The organism is Polaromonas sp. P3_B1 (assembly GCF_056402935.1).
In genome coordinates this window covers 50233-72439 of the sequence record NZ_JBFUGK010000024.1, presented here as the reverse complement: position 1 = coordinate 72439, position 22207 = coordinate 50233, and the positions used below count along the sequence as shown (strand labels likewise).

General features: G+C 64.6%; 22 protein-coding genes and 1 tRNA gene. 11 read left to right on the top strand and 12 right to left on the bottom strand.

The genetic code is table 11. From position 1 onward, the window contains the following. Positions 1 to 34: 34 nt before the first annotated feature. Positions 35 to 955, top strand: a complete 921-nt coding sequence (locus AC1DXS_RS15210) for a Bug family tripartite tricarboxylate transporter substrate binding protein (protein WP_477738330.1) — start codon at positions 35 to 37, stop codon at positions 953 to 955. A 27-nt stretch (positions 956 to 982) separates the two neighbouring features. On the opposite strand, the gene AC1DXS_RS15205 is transcribed toward AC1DXS_RS15210, so the two are convergent. Continuing rightward, positions 983 to 1315 carry a DMT family transporter gene (locus AC1DXS_RS15205; protein ID WP_477663560.1) on the bottom strand — a complete coding sequence of 111 codons (333 nt, stop codon included), beginning with the start codon at positions 1313 to 1315 and terminating at the stop codon, positions 983 to 985. Positions 1316 to 1470: 155 nt separating this feature from the next. Between AC1DXS_RS15205 and AC1DXS_RS15200 the strand changes: the two genes are divergently transcribed. Further along, the gene (locus AC1DXS_RS15200; protein WP_477738317.1) at positions 1471 to 2820 is read left to right on the top strand and encodes a glycerate kinase type-2 family protein; all 1350 of its coding nucleotides are present in this window, start codon (positions 1471 to 1473) and stop codon (positions 2818 to 2820) included. A gap of 373 nt (positions 2821 to 3193) precedes the next feature. Here AC1DXS_RS15200 and AC1DXS_RS15195 read toward each other — a convergent pair whose 3' ends face one another. Then, complete coding sequence (locus tag AC1DXS_RS15195; RefSeq protein WP_477738316.1) at positions 3194 to 3448, bottom strand: hypothetical protein; 255 nt, start codon at positions 3446 to 3448, stop codon at positions 3194 to 3196. Positions 3449 to 3471: 23 nt separating this feature from the next. On the opposite strand from AC1DXS_RS15195, the gene AC1DXS_RS15190 reads away from it, so the two are divergent. Next, positions 3472 to 3906 carry a hypothetical protein gene (locus AC1DXS_RS15190; protein ID WP_477738315.1) on the top strand — a complete coding sequence of 145 codons (435 nt, stop codon included), beginning with the start codon at positions 3472 to 3474 and terminating at the stop codon, positions 3904 to 3906. A gap of 6 nt (positions 3907 to 3912) precedes the next feature. Here AC1DXS_RS15190 and AC1DXS_RS15185 read toward each other — a convergent pair whose 3' ends face one another. The 3 genes from AC1DXS_RS15185 to AC1DXS_RS15175 form a co-directional block, all read right to left on the bottom strand. Further along, on the bottom strand, positions 3913 to 5430 hold the full coding sequence (locus tag AC1DXS_RS15185) for an amidase (RefSeq protein WP_477738314.1): 1518 nt from the start codon (positions 5428 to 5430) through the stop codon (positions 3913 to 3915). 13 nt (positions 5431 to 5443) lie between these two features. Next, positions 5444 to 6442, bottom strand: coding sequence for a Bug family tripartite tricarboxylate transporter substrate binding protein (locus AC1DXS_RS15180; RefSeq protein WP_477738313.1), 999 nt, complete (start codon positions 6440 to 6442; stop codon positions 5444 to 5446). A 62-nt stretch (positions 6443 to 6504) separates the two neighbouring features. After that, the gene (locus tag AC1DXS_RS15175; protein WP_477738312.1) at positions 6505 to 7638 is read right to left on the bottom strand and encodes an NAD(P)/FAD-dependent oxidoreductase; all 1134 of its coding nucleotides are present in this window, start codon (positions 7636 to 7638) and stop codon (positions 6505 to 6507) included. A gap of 87 nt (positions 7639 to 7725) precedes the next feature. Here AC1DXS_RS15175 and AC1DXS_RS15170 point away from each other — a divergent pair, with 87 nt between their 5' ends. After that, positions 7726 to 8343 (top strand): helix-turn-helix domain-containing protein, encoded by a 618-nt coding sequence (locus tag AC1DXS_RS15170; protein ID WP_477738311.1) that lies wholly within the window; start codon positions 7726 to 7728, stop codon positions 8341 to 8343. A 35-nt stretch (positions 8344 to 8378) separates the two neighbouring features. Here the strand turns inward: AC1DXS_RS15170 and rtcR are convergent, their stop codons facing one another. Next, complete coding sequence (gene rtcR, locus AC1DXS_RS15165) at positions 8379 to 9974, bottom strand: RNA repair transcriptional activator RtcR (RefSeq protein ID WP_477738310.1); 1596 nt, start codon at positions 9972 to 9974, stop codon at positions 8379 to 8381. A gap of 353 nt (positions 9975 to 10327) precedes the next feature. Here rtcR and AC1DXS_RS15160 point away from each other — a divergent pair. From AC1DXS_RS15160 to rtcA, 5 genes are all read left to right on the top strand, one after another. Continuing rightward, positions 10328 to 10400: transfer RNA gene (locus AC1DXS_RS15160), tRNA-Gln, on the top strand. Between the two features lie 284 nt (positions 10401 to 10684). Then, a complete protein-coding gene (locus AC1DXS_RS15155; protein WP_477738309.1) occupies positions 10685 to 11836 on the top strand; it encodes a slipin family protein in 1152 nt (383 codons plus the stop codon). 264 nt (positions 11837 to 12100) lie between these two features. After that, on the top strand, positions 12101 to 12901 hold the full coding sequence (locus AC1DXS_RS15150; protein WP_477738308.1) for a hypothetical protein: 801 nt from the start codon (positions 12101 to 12103) through the stop codon (positions 12899 to 12901). Positions 12902 to 12910: 9 nt separating this feature from the next. Continuing rightward, positions 12911 to 14143 carry an RtcB family protein gene (locus AC1DXS_RS15145; RefSeq protein WP_477738307.1) on the top strand — a complete coding sequence of 411 codons (1233 nt, stop codon included), beginning with the start codon at positions 12911 to 12913 and terminating at the stop codon, positions 14141 to 14143. Positions 14144 to 14217: 74 nt separating this feature from the next. Continuing rightward, a complete protein-coding gene (gene rtcA / locus AC1DXS_RS15140) occupies positions 14218 to 15276 on the top strand; it encodes an RNA 3'-terminal phosphate cyclase (protein WP_477738306.1) in 1059 nt (352 codons plus the stop codon). Positions 15277 to 15308: 32 nt separating this feature from the next. Here the strand turns inward: rtcA and AC1DXS_RS15135 are convergent, their stop codons facing one another. From AC1DXS_RS15135 to AC1DXS_RS15115, 5 genes are read right to left on the bottom strand one after another with little or no spacing between them, the layout of a single operon-like run. Then, positions 15309 to 15947, bottom strand: coding sequence for a hypothetical protein (locus AC1DXS_RS15135; protein ID WP_477738305.1), 639 nt, complete (start codon positions 15945 to 15947; stop codon positions 15309 to 15311). Next, the gene (locus AC1DXS_RS15130; RefSeq protein ID WP_477738304.1) at positions 15944 to 16573 is read right to left on the bottom strand and encodes an SCO family protein; all 630 of its coding nucleotides are present in this window, start codon (positions 16571 to 16573) and stop codon (positions 15944 to 15946) included. The genes AC1DXS_RS15135 and AC1DXS_RS15130 overlap by 4 nt, the downstream gene beginning before the upstream one ends. A gap of 19 nt (positions 16574 to 16592) precedes the next feature. Then, positions 16593 to 17198 carry a c-type cytochrome gene (locus tag AC1DXS_RS15125; protein WP_477738303.1) on the bottom strand — a complete coding sequence of 202 codons (606 nt, stop codon included), beginning with the start codon at positions 17196 to 17198 and terminating at the stop codon, positions 16593 to 16595. A gap of 18 nt (positions 17199 to 17216) precedes the next feature. Continuing rightward, positions 17217 to 17819, bottom strand: a complete 603-nt coding sequence (locus AC1DXS_RS15120) for a cbb3-type cytochrome c oxidase subunit II (RefSeq protein WP_477738302.1) — start codon at positions 17817 to 17819, stop codon at positions 17217 to 17219. Then, on the bottom strand, positions 17809 to 19473 hold the full coding sequence (locus tag AC1DXS_RS15115; protein ID WP_477738329.1) for a cbb3-type cytochrome c oxidase subunit I: 1665 nt from the start codon (positions 19471 to 19473) through the stop codon (positions 17809 to 17811). The genes AC1DXS_RS15120 and AC1DXS_RS15115 overlap by 11 nt, the downstream gene beginning before the upstream one ends. A 323-nt stretch (positions 19474 to 19796) precedes the next feature. Between AC1DXS_RS15115 and AC1DXS_RS15110 the strand changes: the two genes are divergently transcribed. Further along, on the top strand, positions 19797 to 21059 hold the full coding sequence (locus tag AC1DXS_RS15110; RefSeq protein ID WP_477738301.1) for an Nramp family divalent metal transporter: 1263 nt from the start codon (positions 19797 to 19799) through the stop codon (positions 21057 to 21059). 215 nt (positions 21060 to 21274) lie between these two features. On the opposite strand, the gene soxR is transcribed toward AC1DXS_RS15110, so the two are convergent. Continuing rightward, positions 21275 to 21754, bottom strand: coding sequence for a redox-sensitive transcriptional activator SoxR (soxR, locus tag AC1DXS_RS15105; protein ID WP_477738300.1), 480 nt, complete (start codon positions 21752 to 21754; stop codon positions 21275 to 21277). Between the two features lie 102 nt (positions 21755 to 21856). Here soxR and AC1DXS_RS15100 point away from each other — a divergent pair, with 102 nt between their 5' ends. Continuing rightward, positions 21857 to 22201, top strand: a complete 345-nt coding sequence (locus AC1DXS_RS15100) for an antibiotic biosynthesis monooxygenase (protein WP_477738299.1) — start codon at positions 21857 to 21859, stop codon at positions 22199 to 22201. Positions 22202 to 22207: the final 6 nt, after the last annotated feature.

Here is a 22207-nt window from a genome sequence, read left to right as displayed (position 1 = left end):
GCTGGCCCTGACAGCCGTTGCAGCAACCAGCCTGATGGCTACCGCGGCTTTCGCCCAGCCATGGCCTGCGAGGCCCATCAGCCTCATCGTGCCTTTCCCGGCGGGCGGCACGACGGATGTGCTGGCACGCGCCGTGGGGCAGGAGCTGTCGAAAAGCCTGGGCCAGCCCGTGGTGGTGGAAAGCCGGCCCGGTGCCGGCGCGACGCTGGGCGCGGATTTTGTGGCCAAGTCCAAGGCCGACGGCTACACCTTGCTGATGGGCGCGGTGCACCACACCATCGCCACCAGCGTCTACAAAAAGCTGCCTTACGACTTCCAGAAGGATTTCGCACCCGTGGGCACCGTGGCGCTGGTGCCCAATGTGCTGGTCGTCAACCCGGCTGTCCCGGCGAAGAATGTGAAGGACCTGCTGGCGCTGGCCAAGGCGGAGCCCGGCAAGCTGACCTATGGCTCCAACGGCAACGGCACGGGCCAGCACCTCATAGGGGCACAGTTTGAAAGCATGGGCGGCGTGCAGATACTGCACGTGCCTTACAAGGGCAGCGGGCCGCTCACCACCGATTTGCTGGGCGGGCAGATCACCATGTCCTTTGACACCATCACGCCGGTGCTGCCGCACATCAAGGCGGGCAAGCTGCGTGCGCTGGCCGTAACGACAAACAAACGGTCTGCGGCCTTGCCCGATGTGCCCACGCTGGACGAAGCCGGCCTCAAGGGCTTTAACCTCGGCACCTGGTTTGGCATCCTAGCGCCTGCGGCCACGCCCAAGGACATCGTGCTGCGCCTGAACAGCGAGCTGGTCAAAATCGTCAACTCGCCGGACTTTCGCAAGAAGATGGAAGACATAGGGGCCGAACCTGTGGGCAATACGCCCGAGCAGATGGCACGGCAGATCGCGGAAGACACCGAGCGTTTCGCGAAGCTGGTGAAGGACGCCAAGGTCGCGATTGATTAGGGTGCAGGGGCCGGGTTGCCGGCCCCGTCACGCGGTGGTCGATTTCGAGAAGAGGTTGAGCACTACCACACCCGCGATGATCAGCGCCATGCCCACCATGCCCCAGAGGTCTATCTTCTGCTGGTGGACAAAAAAGCCGGCGATGCTGATCAGCACAATGCCCAGGCCGGACCATATGGCATAGGTCACGCCGGTGGGGATGGACTTCATGGTGACCGTGAGCAGGTACAGCGCCACGCCGTAGCCCGCGATGCTGATCAGCGAAGGCACCAGCCGCGTGAAGCTCTCGCTGGACTTGAGCGCTGTGGTGGCGATGACTTCGGCGACGATGGCAATGCCCAGGGCGAGGTAGGCGTTCATGCGGTGGGGCTTTCTTCTTCGGAGGGTGAATGAGTGGGGTTGGAGCTCAAAGACCATTCTAGGCAGGGCGTGTTTTGCCGGATTCCCCCAAGCCCTTCCGGCCCGTCGGGTTACTGCCCGGTTACCACGGCACAATCGAGGGTGGAGACATTTCAATGACCGACGCCAAGACACCCAACACGATTCCCGATGCCACCAAACAGCCGCGCGAGTTCCTCGAGCACCTGTACCGCGCCGCCGTCATGCGCGCGCTGCCGCTGGAGAACACCGCGCGCTACCTGCCCAAACCGCCTGCGCCGGAAAGCGGCGGCCGCACCATCGTGATTGGCGCGGGCAAGGCCGGCGGTTCCATGGCGCAGGCGGTCGAGGCCTTGTGGCCGGCCGATGCGCCGCTGGAAGGCCTGGTCGTCACGCGCTACCACCACATCCCGCCGCGGCCCGAGGGCCTCAAGCAACGCATAGAGATCGTCGAAGCAGCACATCCTGTGCCCGACGCGGCGGGACTGGCGGCCGCCCAGCGCATTCTGGCCATGGTCCAGGGCCTGACCGAAAACGACCTGGTGCTGTGCCTGATCTCGGGCGGCGGCTCAGCCCTGCTGACTTTGCCGGCCGAAGGCCTGACGCTGGAAGACAAGCAGCGCATCAACAAGGCGCTGCTCAACAGCGGGGCGAATATTTCCGAGATGAACTGCGTGCGCAAGCACCTCTCGCGCATCAAGGGCGGGCGCCTGGCCGCGGCCTGCGCACCGGCCCGCGTGGTGACGCTCACCATCAGCGACGTGCCGGGCGACGACCCGTCCATCATCGCCAGCGGCCCCACGGTGCCCGACGCGACCAGCTGCGCCGACGCGGTGGCGATATTGCAGCGCTACGGCATTGAAGTGCCGGGCGCCATCATGAGCCTGCTGGAGCAGGGCGCTCTCGAGACCCCCAAGCCCGGCGACGCGGTCTTCAAGGGCCATGAGGTCCACATGATCGCCACACCCCAGCAGTCGCTGGAAGCCGCCGCCGCCGCCGCGCGCGCGGCCGGCCTGCAGGCTTACATCCTGAGCGACGAGATGGAGGGCGAATCGCGCGAGGTCGGCAAGGTGCATGCGGCGCTGGCGCGCGCCGTGGCGCACAAGGGCCAGCCCTTCAGCAAGCCCTGCGTGATCCTGAGCGGCGGCGAGACCACGGTCACGGTCAAGAAGCAGCCCGAAGGCACACCGCGCGGCCGGGGCGGCCGCGCCGGCGAATTCTGCATGGGCCTGGCGCTCGGGCTGCAGGGCCAACCAGGCGTGTATGCGCTGGCGGCCGATACCGACGGCATAGACGGCGTGGAAGACAATGCCGGCGCCTTTGTGGCGCCCGACACGCTGCAGCGCGCCCTGGCCAAAGGCATGAAGCTGGACCAGTACCTGGACCGCAATGACGCCTATGGTTACTTTGAGCCGCTGGGCGGCCTGGTCATCACCGGGCCCACCCATACCAACGTTAACGATTTCAGGGCCTTGCTGGTGCTGTAATCACGATTGCTGCAGTTACAGTGTGGGCTGTCCACGTGAGGATCAGGAGTCTGCATGTCCAACGGCAAAAATTCACCGCCATCCCTCGGCCCCCGCGACAAGGCCGTGATCGAAGGCGCGATCGAAAAGGTCAACCGGCAGCTCAAGATACTGCGGGCCTTCAAGGTATCGGTGACCCAAACCGGCTGGGACTCGAGCGTCGAGTCTTTGCAGAAAAAAATCAATACCACTTTGGCCGACAGCTTTGGCGCCGGCACGCCCGAGTACCGGCAGTTCGCCGTCGCGCTACAGGACTTTCTGCTGGATAAAACCTTCGGTGACCGCTTCACGGATGACGAACGCCACCAAAAGGTCAAGGAAGGTATCGATCTGGCTACCTCTCGCGTGAATGCAGCCAAGCAGCTGCTGACCGAGCGCCTCGATGGTTCGGCCACGGCCATGCCGGACGAGCCAGCCGCACCGGTGGTGGACGCGGAACCGGCGCCTGCACCAGCACCAGCACCAGCGCCAGCGCCAGCGCCAGCACCAGCACCAGCACCAGCACCAGCACCAGCACCAGCACCAGCACCAGCACCAGCACCAGCACCAGCACCAGCACCAGCACCAGCACCGGTCCCACCGCCTTCACCTCCCACTCCAAAGAGGATGCCTATGTCATCGACTGATTCTTCTTCCTCTTCCGCCACCACGCCGCAAGCCGGGCCTGGTGGTAGCGTCKCCATCCTGGGCCTGGGCGGCGATGCCGTGGGCGATGCGTGCGAGTTCGTGGAGCGGCTGGGCCTGCAGGCATCCATACTCGACGCGGTCTCCATCGACCAGCTTGAGGGGCTGCGCCATGTGGGGTTCTTGCTGCTCCTTCCCGGCAACAAACCCGATTCGCCTGCGGCCATGCTGGCCATAGGCTTCATGCTGGCCGCGCTGGGCCGCGGCCGCATTGCCTGCCTGCTGTCTGAAAACGACACCCTGCCGGATGTCCTCAAAGGCGCGACCAGCATCACGGTCGACGATTCGGGCTTGTGGCAGTTGCTGCTGGCGCGCGAGATGAAGCGGGCGGGCCTGGACGTGGACCTGAACCGCGCCGTTTGAGCGGCGTCAGACCGCCGTCAGGCCGCCTGCACCCTGCACGCCCGCCAGTTCCGGCGGATGCGTCACGATGGACTTGAGCTCAGGCCGGGCTGTCTGCAAGGCTTTGAGATCGGGCACAGGCCGGCGCAGGTTCTCGCTGCCCGCAAACACCTGCTCCAGCGCCTGGCTTGCGGCCAGCAATTGCGCGTCGCCGTGCAAGCGCCCAATCACCTGCAGGCCGAAGGGCATGCCGTGCTCGTCCTTGCCGCAGGGCAGGGCCAGTGCCGGGTTGGTGGCCAGCGTCACCACATAGGTCAGGCCCAGCCAGTGGTAGTAGTTGCGCATGGCCTGGCCGTCGATATGGCCGGCGAAGAGCTCCGTCCAGGGGAAGGGCGTCACCGGCGTGACTGGCGCGAGGATGAGGTCGTACTGCTCGAAGGCTTTTGCGAAGCGGCGCGAGATGCGCGTCTGCTCCAGGTGCGCCCAGGCGCGGTCGGCCAGCGTGATGGCCGCGGCGATTTCCATGTTGTCGCGCACATTCGGGCCCAGGGTTTCGGGGGCTTTGCGGTAGGTGTCGGCAAAGGCCGCGACAAAACTCTCGGCGCGCAGCGTGTCAAAGGCGCGGTCGGCGTCGTCCAGTTGCAGGTCCACCGGTTCGCAGCTCGCCACCAGCGGCCGCACGGCTTCCACGCGCTGGCGGAACACGCGGCGTATTTCCGGATCCACGATGCAGACACCGAAATCTTCCGTCGTGCCTACGCGCAGCGTGGACAGGTCCACTGATTTGAGAGGCCAGAAGGCCGAGGCATCCACCGGGTAGGACAGCGGGTCGCGCGCATCGGCCCCCACACTGGCGGACATCAGCAGCGCCGTGTCGGCCACATTGCGCCCCATGGGGCCCAGCACTGAAATAACCGACCAGCCCAGCGGCCGCGCGTCATTGGCCACCAGCCCTGGCGAGGGCCGCAGGCCGACCACGCCGCACAGCGAAGCCGGTATGCGCAGCGAACCGCCGGTGTCCGAGCCGGTGCAGATCGGCAGCATGCCGGCCGCCAGCGCAGCGGCCGAGCCGCCCGAGGAGCCGCCCGCATTGAGCGCGGGGTTGAAGGGGTTGCCCGTCGCGCCCCAGACCGGGTTGCGGGTGTTGGCGCCGGCGCCCATGTCGGGCACATTGGTTTTGGCCGTGACAATGGCGCCGGCCGCGCGCAGCTTGGCCACGAGTGCGTTGTCCTTGGCCGGTACATTGCCGCGCAGCCCCACGTTGCCGTAGGTGGTCAGCAGGCCCGCGGTGTCCTGCAGGTCCTTCACGCCCAGCGGCAGCCCGTGCAGCGGCCCCAGCGGCCCGCCGCGCATCACCTGCGCCTCGGCCTCGCGCGCCGCTTCACGCGCCCGCGTGAAGTCGGTCGCGCAGATCGCGTTGATGGCCGGGTTGAGGTTTTCGATGCGGCTGATGCAGGCGTCCATCAACTCCACCGGCGACACCTGGCGGCTGGCGATCAGGCGGCGAAGTTCAACGGCGGAGATGTCTGCAAGCATGGAGGGCATATCAAATATCTTGTTAATCAGTTTTGATCTGGGAGCGTTCGGCCAGCGTTTTCATGCGCGCGATCTCGGCCGTGACCATGCCTGGCCAGTCGGGAATCGGGGCGTAGCCCGGCTCAAAGCCGGCGCCCTTGAGCTTCTCGATGATTTCAGGGTTGGCCATCACCGTGGCCAGCGCTTTTTCGAGTCGCGCCTTGACGGGTGCCGGCAAGCCCTTGGGCCCCACCACGGCCAGCCAGGCATTCATGTCGACAGCGGGGTAGCCGGCTTCGGCCATGGTCGGCACATTCGGCAGCAGGGCCGAGCGTTTGTTCATGGCCACGGCCAGCACACGGACCTTGCCCGACTTGAGCTGCTGCGATGCCGCGACTACGGTGTCGAAAGACACCGGAATCTGCCCGCCCATCAGGTCGGTCATCAGCGGGCCGGAGCCCTTGTAGGGCACATGCGTCATCTTCAGGCCCGTGGCCGTGTTGAACATCGCGCCGGCGAAATTGGAACTGGTGCCGTTGCCGAAGCTGCCGTAAAGGTATTTGTCCGGGTTGGCTTTGGCCGCCGCCACAAACTGGTGCACGTCGGTGGCCGTGACCGAGGGGTTCACCAGCATCGCCAGCGCCACCGAGCCCACCATGCCTATCGGCTCAAAACCCTTGGCCGGGTCGTAGGACAGCTTGGGCTGCAGGGCAGGGTTCAGCGTGAAGGTGGAGTTCGAGCTCACCAGCAGCGTGTAGCCGTCGGGCTTGGCGGCGGCCACCGCGGCCGCGCCTATGGCGGTGCCGGCACCCGGCTTGTTTTCGATCACCACGGGCTGGCCCAACTGGTCGCCCAGGGCCTTGCCCAGGATGCGCGCCAGCACGTCAGCCGCGCCGCCGGCCGGGAAGGGCGCGACCAGCGTGATGGGCCGCTCCGGAAAGTCGGCAGCCTGGGCGGGCCCGCCCACGGCAGCCAGTCCGCAGAAGAGGATGCCGCCGGCGATCAGTGCGCGGCGCAGTGCATTGAATGACATGGGTTGCATGGTAGGCCTCTTTAAGGTTTTCGGTTGATCGGGGGCGGGGAATCGGTTCAGGTGCTTGCGCTTTATCGCAGACGGCTGGGTGAAAGCGCGCGCGCATCCACGCCCTGCCGCAACAGTTCCTCGGGCAGCGCGGCCTCGCGCAGCAGCGCATCGGCCAGCGCGCTGGCACCGGCCGCGCTCTGGATGCCGTAGCCGCCCTGCGCCGCGAGCCAGAAAAAGCCGGGGCTGGTGTCGTCATGGCCTATCACCATCTCACCGTCGGGCACAAAGGAGCGCAGGCCGGCCCAGGTGCTGGCGGGCCGGCGTATGGTCAGGGTCGTGACGTTTTCAATCTGGTGTATGCCCATGGCGATGTCCAGTTCCTCGGGCACCACATCGTGCGGCACCGTCGGGTCCGCATTGGCGGGCGAGCCCAGCAGCTGGCCCGCGTCGGGCTTGAAGTAATAACTTTCATCGACGCCCACCACGGCCGGCCAGTGCGCAGCGTCCACGCCCTCGGGCGCCTTGAAGGTAAAGGCGCTGCGCCGGTGCGGAACCAGGCCTATGGGCTGCACGCCGAACACGGCGGCCAGTTCATCGGCCCAGGCCCCCGCGGCATTCACCACGGTGCGGGCGCGCAGGGTCTGGCCGTCGCTGAGCTCCACGGTCCAGCAGCGGCCGTCATGTGAGGCACGCGTCACGCCGGCGCTGTTGCGCAGTTCGCCGTCCGCCCCGGCCTTCTGGCGAAAGCCGCGCAGAAAACCCTGGTGCAGGGCGTGCACGTCCATGTCCTGCGCGCCGGCGTCATACAGCGCACCGTGCACCAGTTCGGGCCGCAGGCAGGGCACATGGGCCAGTGTGGTGCCGGCATCCAGCGTGAGCAGCCCGGGACAGTTCGTCATCAGCTCCTTGCGGGTGTTCACCAGTTCCTGCTCCTGCCCGTGCGTAGCCAGGTAAAGCACGCCGCGCGGCTGCATCAAATCAGGGGCGAAGCCCTCGGGCGGCTGCTCGTAAAAGGCGCGGCTGGCGCGCGTGAGCGCCCGCACCATGGGCGGCCCGTAGGTTTCCATGAACATGGCGGCCGAGCGGCCCGTGGAGTGGTAGCCCGGCTGGGACTCGCGCTCGAGCAGCGCGACGCTGCGCTGGCCGGCCAGGCGCCAGGCCAGGGAAGCGCCCGCAATGCCGGCGCCGACGATCAGGATGTCAAATTCTCGCATTTGAGAATTCTCACATGCGAGAATCGTGCCTGTCCAGCCGATTTACCTGATTTGGCCCCGATTCGGCCTCAACAAAGGGAAAACACCATGTCCGCACGCCATGCCCGCCCCGCCCGCGCCCCCGCTGCCGCCCCGGAGGCCGACCGCGTGCAACTCGGCCTGAGCCTGCGCGGGCACCGCAAGGCCCGGCGGCTGACGCTCAAGGACCTGTCCGGCCATTCCGGCGTGGCACTGTCCACGCTGTCCAAGATGGAACTGGGCCAGATTTCGGTCAGCTATGAAAAGCTGGCCGCCGTGGCCCGGGCGTTGTCGCTCGATGTGGGGCAACTGATAGACGCGCGCGGTGCGGCGCCTGCGGGGGGCGCGGCGCCCGTTGTGGTGTGGTCTGAGGCAGACGGGGAGGCCACTTACAGCTCGGGCCACTACGACTACCGCGCGCTGGCCAACGGGTTTGCGGGCAAGCGCATGACGCCCGTGCTGGGCCGCGTCATGGCGCGCCAGCGGGAACAGTTCCCCGACTTCATCCGCCATCCCGGGCAGGAGTTTGTCACGGTGCTTTCAGGCCGGGTGCGCATCGAGTTTGAAACCGGTGAAATCGTTGAAGTCGGGCGCCATGAGTCGGCCTACTTCAACAGCGGCGTCGGCCACATCTATACCTCGCTGGGCCGTGCCGATGCGCGGATACTGGTGGTCATGAGCGAGTAGCTGGCCCCGCGTTTGCCGGGGCTTCAGGCCGACATTCAGGCCGACAGCTTTTCCCAGGTCAAACCGAACTTCATCAAATACTTGCGCAGCCGGTCCGCGTCGTTCACTACGCTGCGCTGGCCGCGTGAGACATTAAAAAGCGCCCGCCCGGCGTCGCTGAGGGAGGCGCTTTTGCGGCATACCTCAATCACGGCTTGCAGCTGCAGCTGGTCAAAATAATCGAGAGAATCCGCGGCGCTGCCCATCAAGGCAGCGAGAGATACGTCGCTGCTGCCGGCTTCCGCTTCCGTGGCCTGCCACTGCCAGCGCAAGCGCGCAATCTCCGCCTCCACCAGGGCCAGCCCTATGCGGCCGTTGTCGCCCAGTGTTGCCAGGCGCGTGATGGAGGCGCTCAGGTCGCGGAAATTACCTGTCCAGATCGCCTCGACCGACTGCGCGAATCGCAGGTAGGCGCGGCGGGCCTCGGTAGTCATGCGGGTTTTGCGGCCCAGGTCTTCCGAGGCCAGCATGAGCTGGTGGTCCATATTGGGTTCGATGTCTTCCCGGCGCTGGCCCAGGCCGGGCAAGGTGTAGGTCCACAGGTTGATGCGCGCGAAAAGGTCTTCGCGGAAACGCCCGCGCGCGACTTCCGCGCGCAAGTCCTTGTTGGTGCCGACTATCAGCTGGAAGCTGCTTTCAACCTCTTTGTCGGCGCCCACGGGCAGGAAGCGTTTTTCCTCAACGGCCTTGAGCAGCATGGCCTGCTCGTCCAGGCCCAGCTCGCCGATTTCATCGAGAAACAGCACGCCCTTGTCGGCCGTGCGCAGCAGGCCGGGGCGGTCGCTGGCTGCACCGGTGAAGGAGCCCTTCTTGTGGCCGAACAGGGTCGAGGCCGCGCCGTCGCCGTGCAGGGTCGCGCAGTTCACATCGACAAACCCGCCGTCGACCTGGTGGCGTGATTTTTTGAGTTCGAAAATGCGCCGCGCCAGCATGGACTTGCCCGCGCCCGTGGGGCCGGTCAACAGGATGGGCGCCTTGCTCTGGACGGCGATGCGCTCGATTTCCTCGATCATGCTGTTGAAGCGCGGGTTGCGCGTGGCAATACCGCTTTTGAGGAAAGAGACCGCATCCTGCTGCGCGACGGCGAGCCGCGCATTGATCGCGTCATAGCGCGACAGGTCCAGGTCGATCAGCTCGTAGCTGCCCGTGCCATGGCCTTGCCGGCCCCGGGGCGGCGCCGTCTGCAACAGCACGCCGGGGATAAAGCGCGCCTCCACCAGCAAAAACAGGCAGATCTGCGCGACATGGGTGCCGGTGGTGATATGGGCCCAGTACTCCTCGCGCTCGGTGTCAAAGGGATAGGCGCTCATCCGGTCATACAGCGCGCCGTAGACCTCGCCGAAATCCCAGGGGTTGGCCAAATTCATTTCAACCAGGCGGACCTCGGTGCCGGGCGAGAGCTGGACCACGTCGTCGCGGACCCGCTCGGCCAGGGGCTTGTTGCGCGCGTCATGCATCAGCTCCAGCCGGTCGACGACAAGGTCTTCATGTTGAGCAATCGACACCGTGGGTCGCCACTTTTCCCAGCGCCCCGAACCCAGGCCTGAATCAAGCTGCGTGCCCAGGAAACCCATCACCACTTTTTTCTTCATATTTCTAATGTACTAGCTTTAAAGCTAGAAAAGTAGGAAATACGCATCGCTGAATTCGGCTGTTCTGCACATTGATTTGGAGAAATAGTCAATCAAATCAAAGATCTTCCTGGTTGCCCAAATGCTTTTGGCAAAGCTGGCACGGCGCCTGCAATAAAGAAGATGTCAGATGAGAAAGTTGTTCGCTCACAAGCAGGGGTTTCCGGGAAACCGGGCCCCGCTGGTGCAGGAGGCACAGGTTGTCCTGGGCGTCCTGTATGTCGCRGCAACCGATGCGCTGGCGCCAAGGCATGAGGTCAAGGGGCGGCTCGGGTAGAGGAGCCGCCCCGTCAGGTTCGACTCCTGATGCCATTGTTCTGTAGCTCAGATGGTTAGAGCACCGTGTTTTGAATACGGCTGTCGCGGGTTCGATTCCCGCCGAACGCTGACGTAAAAAATCAGCTTTATTGGAAGTCAAACGTGCCGCGAGTGGGAAAAGTGGATGCAGCTTGCAGCGGGAAGCCGCGGCAGCTTGCGGGCCAGAACCCACCGGCAACAGTTGCCAGTGCGAAGGTACTGCGACACCGGACGGCGAAGACGCCCGGTCGTGGCATCGAAAGATCCCACGCCCAAGCCCTTCACCCGAAAGTGCCTGCACCCTGAGTCCGCGGCTGTTGCCGATGCGGACTATAGGTTTGTTACGTGAAAAAGAAGAATAAGGGGAAAGAAAAATGTTTGGATTGAAACAATACAAGGTCAAGAAAAACGAGCGCGGCCTGTTGCTGCGCAACGGCGACTTCGAGCGCGTGCTGCAGCCCGGCAAACACTGGGTGTACGGCGGCGCCGACCATATCCGCGTGGAGACTTTCGCGATGGAACAGGCGGCTTTCACGCACAGCCTGGCCGACTACTTCATGGCCAAGGAGCCTGAAGTGGTGGCCCTGGAATTTGTCCAGGCCGCGCTGTCGGATTCGCAGGCAGGCCTGCGTTACGAGAACGGCTCGCTGGTGGAAGTGCTGGCACCGGCCACCCGCAAGCTCTACTGGAAAGGCCTGAACGACATTCGCATCGACGTGGTCGATATCGGCCAGAGCCTGGCGGACAGCGAAAAGCTGCCGGCCGGCCTGGTGGCTACGCTGGGCCAGACCCAGCTGCGCCAGCGCCCGGTGAAAGGACTGGACGGCGTGCTGCTGGTGCAGGTGCCGGACTTCCATGCCGGTGTGCTGACGCTGGACGGCAAGGTGGCCGGGCTGCTGGATGCCGGGGCCTATGGTTTCTGGCGCTACGGCCGCAAGGTGGATGTCGAATGCATTGACCTGCGTTCCCAGGCGCTTGAAGTCAGCGGACAGGAAATCCTCACGCGCGACAAGGTGAGCCTGCGCCTGAACCTGACGGCCGCCTGGCGTTACGAGGATGTGCTCAAGGCCTTCGCCCAGTGGGGCAAGCCCTCGGAGCAGATCTACCGCGAGTTGCAGCTGGGGCTGCGCGCGGCCGTGGGAACCCGCACGCTCGACGAGCTGCTGGAGAACAAGGCCGCGTTGGACGACATCATTGCCGGCTATGCCCGTGAACGCCTGGCGGGCGCCGGCATGAAGCTGGAAAGCCTGGGTGTGAAAGACATCATCCTGCCCGGCGAGATGAAGGCCATCCTGGCGCAGGTGGTGGAAGCCGAGAAATCGGCCCAGGCCAATGCGATCCGCCGCCGCGAGGAAACCGCGGCCACGCGTTCGCTGCTCAACACGGCCAAGGTCATGGAGGACAACCCGATTGTCCTGCGCATGAAGGAGCTGGAGACGCTGGAACGCGTGGCCGAGCGTATCGACAAGATCTCCGTGTTCGGAGGTCTGGACCAGGTGCTCAACGGGCTGGTGAAGCTGCGTTGAGTGCTGTTAAAGAAAAAGGGCGCGCTGGCACAGAAGGGAGCGCCACTGCCAAAAATGTTGATTGCCGGCAGGCCGGGTAACACCGGGTGCGGCGGGAAAGCCGGTTGACGGGCAAGGTTGAGGATGCAGGTGCTGGCTCCGATGACGGGTCTGCCACTGGCGCGCGTTTCCAACCGTCAGCTGGGCCACTGGCTTCAAACACCGTGGTCGCCGTATTGATGCGGGTTCGAATCCCGCCGCGTCCACCAGAAAACGAGAATAAAAATGGAAAACACTGTGAAGCGAGAACTCTCGCCGGCCTTGAAGCAGGCGGTTGAACGTCTGTACACGGTCTTCAACGGTTACCGGGCACCACAACATTACCTCAATGTGTGTTTGGCATGCTGCATGGACGAAGCGCTGGAGAAAGAAATGCGGCGAGTGCCTTTGCGCCAGATCAGCGCCAAGCACTTCTATGAGTACAACTGCGCTGCCAAAGACTGGCCGCAACCCGCGGATGAACTCAAATATCTGTTGCCGCGCATGCTGGAGCTGCTGGCCAATGGCGCCGATGTGCATCACTCGACGGAACTGTCTCTGGACCGACTGGGAAATTGCGAGGATGGTGTTTTCTCGGCGGAGGAACACAAGGCCATTGAGGCCTTTGCGCTGGCTCACTTTGCTGACTGCTTGCGTCAGCATCCCTGGCAGTCAGGAGGGGGTTATGGTGGTGATGCGGCCTTTGAGTTCCTTTTGATGTTTGCCATTGGCGGTATCGATTTGCAGCCCTTGTTGGACTATTGGCTGAGAAACGAATCCACTCCGGCGACCCTGCATTACGTGAACGCCGGGTTCTACGAGTTTTGGCAAAACCAGTGCATCAGGAATGCATTCGCGGAGGATCGCCCTGAATTTCAGGAAGTGATGAAAACCTGGCTGACCGACTACAGCCATCGCCAGACCTTCGCTCGCCGGATCCTGAAGCTCGAGATGAACAACCTCGACCAGACCCCGACTTGCTACTACGGAAGCCGGATAACCCCGCAAGACATGGCGGAAACCGTATTTGACTTGATAACTTATTAGGATAAGAAGATGAACTACCAACAACACGAAGTCACCGGCGGCGTGCCGGTGAAGATGTGGACCAAGGGCGTTCCCGTGGAAGCCCAGGCTCTCAAGCAGCTGGAGAACTCCGCGCGCCTGCCGATTGTGTTCAAGCATGTGGCCGTGATGCCTGACGTGCACTACGGCCTGGGCGCGACCATCGGCAGCGTGATCCCGACCTTCAAGGCCATCATCCCGGCCGCGGTCGGTGTGGACATCGGCTGCGGCATGATGGCCTGCAAGACCACGCTGCGCGCCGAAGACCTGCCCGACAATCTGGGGCCCCTTCGTACGGAAATCGAAAAAGCCGTGCCGCACGGCTCCGCGCCCAAGGCCTACCGCCGTAACGGCTCGGTGCGCGAAGTCGGCGCCTGGACGAATCCGCCCAGCGCGGCCGATGCGGCCTGGGGCCAGCTGGTCGATGAATTCGAGGCGCTATGCCTGGACTACCCGCGCCTGAAAAACACCAACAACCACCGCCACATGGGAACCCTGGGCGGCGGCAACCACTTTGTCGAGGTTTGCCTCGATGAAAGCGGCGGGGTGTGGATCATGCTGCACAGTGGCTCGCGCGGGGTGGGCAATGCCATCGGTACGCACTTCATTGAGCTTGCGAAGAAGGATGCCGAGCTGCACCAGCGCAACCTGCCGGACAAAGACCTGGCTTACCTCGAAGAAGGTTCGCAGTACTTCGGCGACTATGTGCGCGGCGTGGGCTGGGCGCAGAAGTTCGCGCGCCTGAACCGCGAGGTGATGATGCAGGCTGCCATCGGCGCGCTGCGCAAGGTGATCAGCAAGCCTTTCGAGACGCACCTGGAGGCGGTGAACTGCCACCACAACTATGTGCAGAAGGAAACGCACTTTGGGCAAGAGGTGTTTGTGACCCGCAAGGGCGCCGTGAGCGCCAAGGCGGGAGAGCTGGGGATCATTCCCGGCAGCATGGGCGCCAAGAGTTTTATCGTGCGCGGCAAGGGCAACCCCGACAGCTTCATGAGCTGCAGCCACGGCGCCGGCCGCACCATGAGCCGCACCCAGGCCAAAAAGCTGTTCACGGTGGACGACCAGGTCAAGGCGACCGAAGGCGTGGAATGCCGCAAGGATGCCGACGTGATCGACGAGATCCCCATGGCCTACAAGGACATCGACGCCGTGATGCTGGCGCAAAGCGACCTGGTGGAGGTGGTTTACACGCTCAAGCAGGTGGTTTGTGTGAAAGGGTAGGACGGGCCTTCGAAGGAGGAGGACGCCCTGGCCCCGGTATTTAAAAAAACAAGAAACAGGAAAGAAGAAAAACAATGATTGAACTCGATGGCTCGCAAGGCGAAGGCGGCGGGCAGATTCTGCGCACGGCGCTGGCGCTGAGCCTGGTGACGGGCAAGCCCTTTCACATGGACAACATCCGCGCCAAACGGCCCAAGCCCGGCCTGATGCGCCAACACCTGGCCTGTGTGAATGCGGCTGTGGCGGTAGGCGGTGGCGTGGGCGAGACTTCCGCTGTCAATGCCAACGGCCAGCCCGTGCAGATCGGCGAAACCACGCTGCTGTTCACGCCGGGCAAGGTGCGCGCGGGCGACTATGAATTCGCGGTGGGCTCGGCCGGCAGCTGCATGCTGGTGCTGCAGACCGTGCTGTGGCCGCTGCTGCAGGCCAAGGAGGCCTCCACGCTGCTGCTCAGCGGCGGGACGCACAACCCGATGGCGCCTTCCATTTCTTTCCTGACCCTGCTGGCGCCGTATTTCGCCGGCAAGGGCGAGGCGCTGTTTGAGATTGAACTGCGCCGGCACGGGTTTTACCCTGCCGGTGGCGGAGAGGCGCGCGTGCGTGTGCAGCCGCCTGCCCAAGGTTTTTCCGCCATCGACATCATGCAGCGCGGCGTACTGCTGGAAGCCTATGCCGAATGCCTTCATGCCGGACTGCCCAAAGGCGTGGCCGAGCGCGAACTGGCTGTGCTGCAGCAAGGGCTGGGCTGGGATGAAGGTAGCCTGCGCAACCGCGGGCTGCGCAACAACGAGGGGCCGGGCAATGCGCTGCTGGCCGTGCTGCGTTATGAACACATCACCGAGGTGTTCGCGGCCTATGGCGAAAAAACCGTCAGCGCCGAACAGGTGGCGCGCCGGCTGCTGCAGGAAGTGCGGGACTACCAGGCGCACAGCGCTCCGGTGGGGCCGCACCTGGCGGACCAACTGATGATCCCGATGGCACTGGCGGCGATGCAGGGAAGAATGGGCCGCTACTGGGCGACGGAGCTGACCGAGCACACCCGCACCAACGCCCGCACGATTGAGGCCTTTCTGCCTGTGAAGTTCTCCTGCGAAGTGCGGGAGAGCGGCGTCGTGATTTCGATTGCGGCCTGATGGATGAGAACGAACCCGTGGCGCGCGAGATGTCAGCGCGCTACGGGTTTTGTCACCCCATTGTCCGGTGCCGCGATCGCAGCGTCTCTTTGCATCAAAGCGCGCACCAGCCAGGCAAACCACGCCGCGGCAATCGCAGCCGCCATCCACACCAGCATCTGCCCCAGCCGTGCCTGGTCGTCCAGCAGGTAGGCGTTGCAGACGCGCATCGGCGAGCTTTCATAAAGATTGCCCACGACCGCCATCATGGGCAGCACATTGCCCAGAAAGAATCCCTGCACCAGCAGGCCCGCCGGCCGCCACGACAGGCGGATCGCGGCGCCGCAGGCCAGCAGGGCCAGGCATTTGAGGATTTCGATGCGGCCGTCCACCAGCGCCAGGTCCAGCACGCGGGGAATCATCAGGATCGCGAGCATCAGTGCGACGGCGAACAGGCCGCTGATGCCGTGGGCATTCCACAGGTTGAGGCGCGCATGCCAGCGGCCCGGCAATGCCGCGGCGAGCAGGTAGCCGGCCACCATCAGCAAAGGGTATTGCACCAGCATGTGGCGCGTCATGCTGGCCTCCAGGCCGTGGCGCACACCGGGCCAGGCCAGCAGGCACAGCAAGACTCCGGCGATGCAGGCCAGCGCGCCACGCGAAGGAACAGCCGGCATCTTCATGGCCTTCATGGCGATGGCGCGGCCGTGTTCGCCAGGTGCTGCGCATAGTCGAGCGCTAGCTGCTGCTCCGCGTAATCAAAGATGCGGACAAGCCGGCCTTGCTGGTCGACGACCAGCAGCGCCGCGTTGTGCTCAAAATCGCCGCGGCCATCCGGCACCACCACCACCTGGAAATCCGCCAGCAGGCGTTGGGTGTCCTGCGGATCAGGCACACGCACAAAGCGCCACAGCGCGGGGTCGGCGCTCAATCGCGACGCGTAGGCCTGCAACACATTGGGTGTGTCAGGGCTGCCGTCAAAGCTGATCGACAGCAGCTTCACCTTGCCGCCGCGCTCCTGCAGCACCTGCTGCATTTGCTGGAAACTGCTGCCCATGGCGAGGCAGACGGTCTGGCAACGTGTGTAGACAAAATCCACCAGGGTGACCGACTGCCCGTCCGCCAGGTATTGCGACAGCGCCTGCGGAGCGATGCCGGGTCCGTCGATGCTGACCGCCGGGCTGGGCACCGGTTGCAAGGCGACTTCAAGCCGGCGTGCGCCCTCGGCGGTCCAGACCTGGAAGCCGTGCGTCAGCCATGCGGCGGCGGCATAGCCCGCCAGGGCCAGCATGGCGCTCAGCAGGGCGGTGCGAAACATCGACAGCTCGGGCTGAGGCTCAGGAGGCTTTGCCCGCCAGCGCCTTGAGTTCGGCGCCGCCGTTAAAGGGCGCGGTGCGTGTGCCGGCCTTGCGTTCGGCTTCGAACAGTTCGGGCTTGATGGCGCCCGCCTTGTTCGACCATTCACCGCGGATGTAAGTCGCCACTGCCGCCAGCTCGACATCGCTCAGTTGTGCGAAGGCCGGCATGGCGCCCTTGAAGCTGTTGCCCATGACGGTGATCTCGCCCGTGATGCCGTGCAGCAGGATATTGGCCACGATGCGCTCCTCATCGGCCACCCATTCAGAGCCGTCCAGTGGCGGGAACACGCCCGGCAATCCCTTGCCGGTGGCCTGGTGGCAGGCCACGCAGTTGGCGGTGAACAGCTGTTTGCCATTGGCGGCTGTGTTTACGCCCGGGGCCGGGCCCGACAGGTCGGCCAGCGTGCGCCTGTCGCCCAGGTCGGCACGGCCGAAGGAGCCGGACAGCGCGATGTAACCCGCGCCCCACAGCACCAAGGCCGCCGCCCCGGCCAGGAAGAGCAGCGGGATGGGCTGTCCCTTTTCGGAGGGCTCGGCCTGTTCGCGCTCCTGTGCCCGGCTCTCGGATGTGTTGTCGTTCAACATGGGGTCACCTTGTGTGGCTCAGGGCTTGGGGGCGGGGGGCAGCACCGGGTAGGTGTGGTTCAGGCCCTGCAGGTACTTGACCAGGTCCAGCGCCTGGGGCGTGGGCACCACCACCTGGCCCACGTTGGGCCCGTAGGGGGGCGGCAGGGCCAGCGGCTGCTCGCCTTCGCTCTCGGCGTCCTTTGCGTCCTTCACCACGAACAGGTAGGGGTAGGACGGCATGATGGAGCCGGGCACATAGGCGCGCGGCTGGTAGAGGTGGCCCAGGTGCCAGTCCTTGCTCGGCTGGCGCGCACCGATGTTGAACAGGTCGGGCCCGGTGCGCATGCTGCCCAGCAGGTGGGGCTTGTCGTAGAAATAATCGCCGGGCACCGAGGCCCGGCCCCAGCCGCGCTCCGCGTCGGGGCCGAAATTGCGATCACGCGGCTGCTGGCTGTGGCAGTACACGCAGCCGTTGGCGATATAGACCTCGCGCCCGCGCAACTGGGCGCTGGTGTAGCCCTTGAGTTCGGCCGGCGGCTTGATGTCGCGCACCTGCATATATGGCATGACCACCAGGGCCGCCGTGGCGATGCCCAGGGCGACCATGGCGCCCGATGCCAGCTTGATTTCATTTTCCATGTGAGGTCCCCAGTTCCGGGCTGTGCGGATCGTTGGGCCAGAACAGGGCGGCGCCCGCGCGGCCCGGCCCGAAGCGCAGCGCCATGGCCAGGAAATGGCCGACGAACACCAGGTGGCTGAGCACCATCAGGCTGCCCCCGACGGATCGCCACTGGAGGTAGGGCAGGGTGACCTCCACCGAGGCCATGAAGGGCCGCGCGGCATCCAGCATGGCCACACCCTGGAGCCAGCCGCCTATGGTGAGCCCGACAAAATAAATCATCGCCCCCACGGCCGCCAGCCAGAAATGCAGGGTGATCAATTTGGGGTAGGGCCACTCCCAGTTCAGCACCCGGGGCATCATGAAATAGATGGCGCCGAACAGCACCATGGTGACGAAGGCATAGGCGCCCAGGTGCGCATGAGCCACGGTGAAATGGGTGAAGTGGGTGATCTGGTTGACGCTGCGCAGCGCCTCCAGCGAGCCCTGCAGCGAGGACGCCAGATACATCAGCCCGCCGAACATCATGAAGCGCAGCGTGGGCGAATAGCGCGCCAGGTGCATGCGCCCCCGCAGGGTGGCGCCCATATTGATGCTGAAGGCGATCACCGGGATCACCATCATGACGCTCTGCACGATGGACAGCGTGACCAGCCAGCCCGGCACCGGGCCGCCTATGAGGTGGTGGCCGCCGACCTGCCCGTAGAAAAACGCCAGCGTCCAGAAGCCGAGCAGCGAGAGGTTGTAGGAGCGTATCGGCCGGCCAATGACCTTGGGCAGGAAGTAATAGATGGCGCCCACGCTGACCGGCGTGAACCACAGGCCCAGCACGTTGTGGCCGTACCACCAGTTGGTGGTGGCCTGCTGCACGCCGGTGTGCACGCCGGGCATCTTGCCGACCAGGAAGAGCAGGGCGATCCACAGCAGCGCCGCCGTCATGTACCAGACGCTGACGTACAGGTGTGACACCTTGCGGTTGACCAGGGTGTAGAGCACCGGCAGGATGACCAGGGCAAAGCCGGCGAACATGAAGATCGCGATCTGCCACGGAATCTCCAGGTACTCCATGCCGTCGTTCCAGCCGGTCGCGATGGCGCCTATGCCGCCGGCGATGCCCATGTTGATGAGCGCGCCGCCCAGCATGACCCAGATCGCGCCGTACAGCCGGGTGCGCAGCAGGCGCGGCAGCAGCCAGACGATCATTCCCAGCGCGGCATTGGTGATCCAGCCGTAGAGCACGCCGGTCAGGTGCACCGTGCGGATGCGGCCGAAGGTCAGCCAGGCATAGTCGGTGAGCCAGTCGGGCTCATGCAGCTTGATGGACGAGATCAAGCCCGCCGCCGAGCCCACCACCAGCCACATGCAGGCAAAGGTGATGAACATGAACACCGGGAAGGCGGTGGAGCGGTCGGAGCTGATGCGGTCCAGCAGCTCGGCCGCATCGGCCGCGTGCGTCTGTATGCCGCCTTCCTTGACCGCCTGCTGCATGGACGCCTGGGCGGCGCCCTGCAGGGCCGGGTCGTCCACCTGGCCGACCTCGCCGTGCGCGAAGATCACCGAGGCGGCGGTCGGGTTTTCCACCAGCAGCCCTTTGCGCAGCGACCAGATAAACACAAACAGGCCGATGATGGACAGCAGGAAGGCGCCCAGCAGGCTGACGACGGCGCTGTCCATCATGCGGCCCCTTCTGTCTGTGCGGCCTGCCCGCTGTTCCGGGGGGAAACGGTCATGAATTATTCCTCCGCTATGTGTATTGAAGGGAAGCTTGCGCCTGGCGACAGCCTTTTTTGGCCCTTGGGCCGAGGCCGGCGGTGGCTGCGTGCGGAGCGCCCATCCTACGCCTTTGGCTCCTCGCAGGCCAGCCCGCAAAACCGGGAGTGCGCCGGCTGCTATGAATTTTGTAGCTTTTTTGCATTCGATGCGGCGGGCATGGGCGCGCGCCCGAGGTTTTGTACGAATTAAGTTTCGCCTCATGAAGCCGTGTTAGCCTCGCCCGCATGTTGAACCGCATCCCCTCCTTCCTGCGCCATGTCGGCCCCGGCGTTGTCACCGGCGCCGCCGACGACGACCCATCCGGCATCGCCACCTACACGCAGGCGGGGGCGCAGTTCGGCACCGGGCTGCTCTGGACGGTGTTTTTGTCGCTGCCCTTCATGATCGCCATCCAGTTGGTGAGCGCCCGCATAGGGCGCGTCACCGGCAAGGGTGTGGCGGCCAACCTGCGCGAGCACACGCCGCGCGCCTTTCTGATGGCCATGGTGTTTTTGCTGGTGGTCGCCAACACCATCAACATCGCGGCCGACATCGCCGCCATGGGCGAGGCGCTGCAGCTCGCGGTGGGCGGCGGCGACCATTTCCATGCGGTGGCTTTCGGCATCATCACGGTGCTGCTGCAGGTGTTTGTGCCCTACCGCAAGCTCGCGCCTATCCTCAAGTGGCTCACGCTTTTCCTGTTCGCCTATGTGATCGCCGTGTTCCTGGTGCAGGTGCAGTGGGCCCAGGTGCTGCACGACCTGGTGATTCCCAAGCTGCAATGGACCTCGGGCTACTGGATGATGATCGTCGCGCTGCTGGGCACCACCATCTCGCCCTACCTGTTTTTCTGGCAGGCCTCGCAGGAAGTCGAAGAGCTGCGCCTGAAGGGCGGCGGCCACGGCTCGGAAAAGGAAGTGCGCCGCGACCTGCGCCGCGTCAAGCGCGACACCTACATCGGCATGTTTTTCTCCAACGCCATCGCCTTCTTCATCATGGTGCTGGGCGGTGCGGTGCTGTATGCGGCCGGCATTCACGACGTGACTTCGGCCGCCCAGGCTGCACAGGCCTTGCGGCCGCTGGCCGGCGATTTTGCCTTTGCGCTGTTTGCCGGCGGCATCATCGCCACCGGCCTGCTGGCCGTGCCGGTGCTGGCCTCGTCGGCCGCCTACGCGGTGGCCGAAGCCTTCGGCTGGCCTGAAGGCCTGGAGCGCCACTGGTACGAGGCCAAGCGCTTTTACGCCATCATCGTCATCGCCACGGTGGTCGGCACCGGCATGGACTTCACCAGCATAGACCCGATGAAGGCGCTGTACTGGAGCGCGGTGATCAACGGCGTGGTGGCCGTGCCCATCATGGCCGGCCTGATGCTGCTGGCGAGCCGCAAGGCCGTCATGGGCAAGTTCACTTCGGGCTTGAAGACCACCTGGTTCGGTTGGGGTGGTGTGGTGGTGATGGGCTTTGCGGTGTTGATGATGCTGCTGGATTTGTTCCGGCCGGTGTCTTAGGGCGGCTCTTCTCTTTCGGAGGAGGAAGAGGGCAGATTCATATCCGCAGATTTCGCAGATTTACGCAGATTAAGACAAACAGGCAAAAAAACCTATGCAAGGCCGCGTGGTCAGTGCAAGGGAATAGGCCTAAAGACTTGAGCAAAAAATCTGGTTTTCAATCTGCGTAAATCTGCGAAATCTGCGGATAGATTGAGTTAAGTCTGTGGATCAATTCAAGCGCCATCCCGACGCGCAACCAGCAAACGCCGCGGCCCCGCACCCTGTTCACCCAGCTTGTCATAAGGGTTGCGCAGCCGGCATTTGTCAATCGACAGGCAGCCGCAGCCTATGCAATCGTCCAGCGTGTCGCGCAGTTTCTTGAGCTGCGCCATGCGCTCGTCCAGGTCGGCGCGCCAGGCGGCCGACAGGCGCGCCCAGTCCGCGCGGCTGGGCGCGGCCCGGGCGGGCAGGGTAGAGAGCGCCGCCTCGATGTCGGCCAGCGCAATGCCCACCCGCTGCGCCACCCGCACAAAAGCCACGCGCCGCAGCATCTCGCGCGCATAGCGGCGCTGGTTGCCTTCGGTGCGTGTGCTGCTGATCAGCCCCTTGGTTTCGTAGAAGTGCAGCGTTGAAACCGCCACGCCGCTACGGCGCGCCATGTCGCCGACCGAGAGTGTGGGGAAGATGCCGGCCTGTTCCAGTTCCGTGCCCATGGCTTTCCTTCAAAAAAGTGCTTGACCTCAACTTTACTTGAGGTTCCAGACTCCTGCTTTTGCGAGCCAATCCGGCCCGCATATTTCAAAGGAGTTGTTTCCATGTCCAGCGATTCATCCAGCCCCGCTTCCTCTTCCGCCTCCGTGTTCCGCGTCGACAAGTTTGTCGTGCCTTCGCAGTCCATCTCCGCTTTTGTCGAGCGCATCCACCAGGTCCAGCGCATGCTGGGCGAGCAACCGGGCTGCTTGCAAAAGCATGTGCTGACCCAGACCGGCGACAGCAGCGAGTTCGATGTGGTGACGGTCGTTGAGTGGGCCAGCGCCGATGCGGTGGCTGCCGCCCAGGTCGTCATGCAAAAGCGGCTCGCGAGCGAGGGCTTTGACATCCAGGCTTTCAGGAAGAAGCTGGGGGTGCGTGGGGATTCGGGGATGTACCGCGCGGCTTGAATGCCG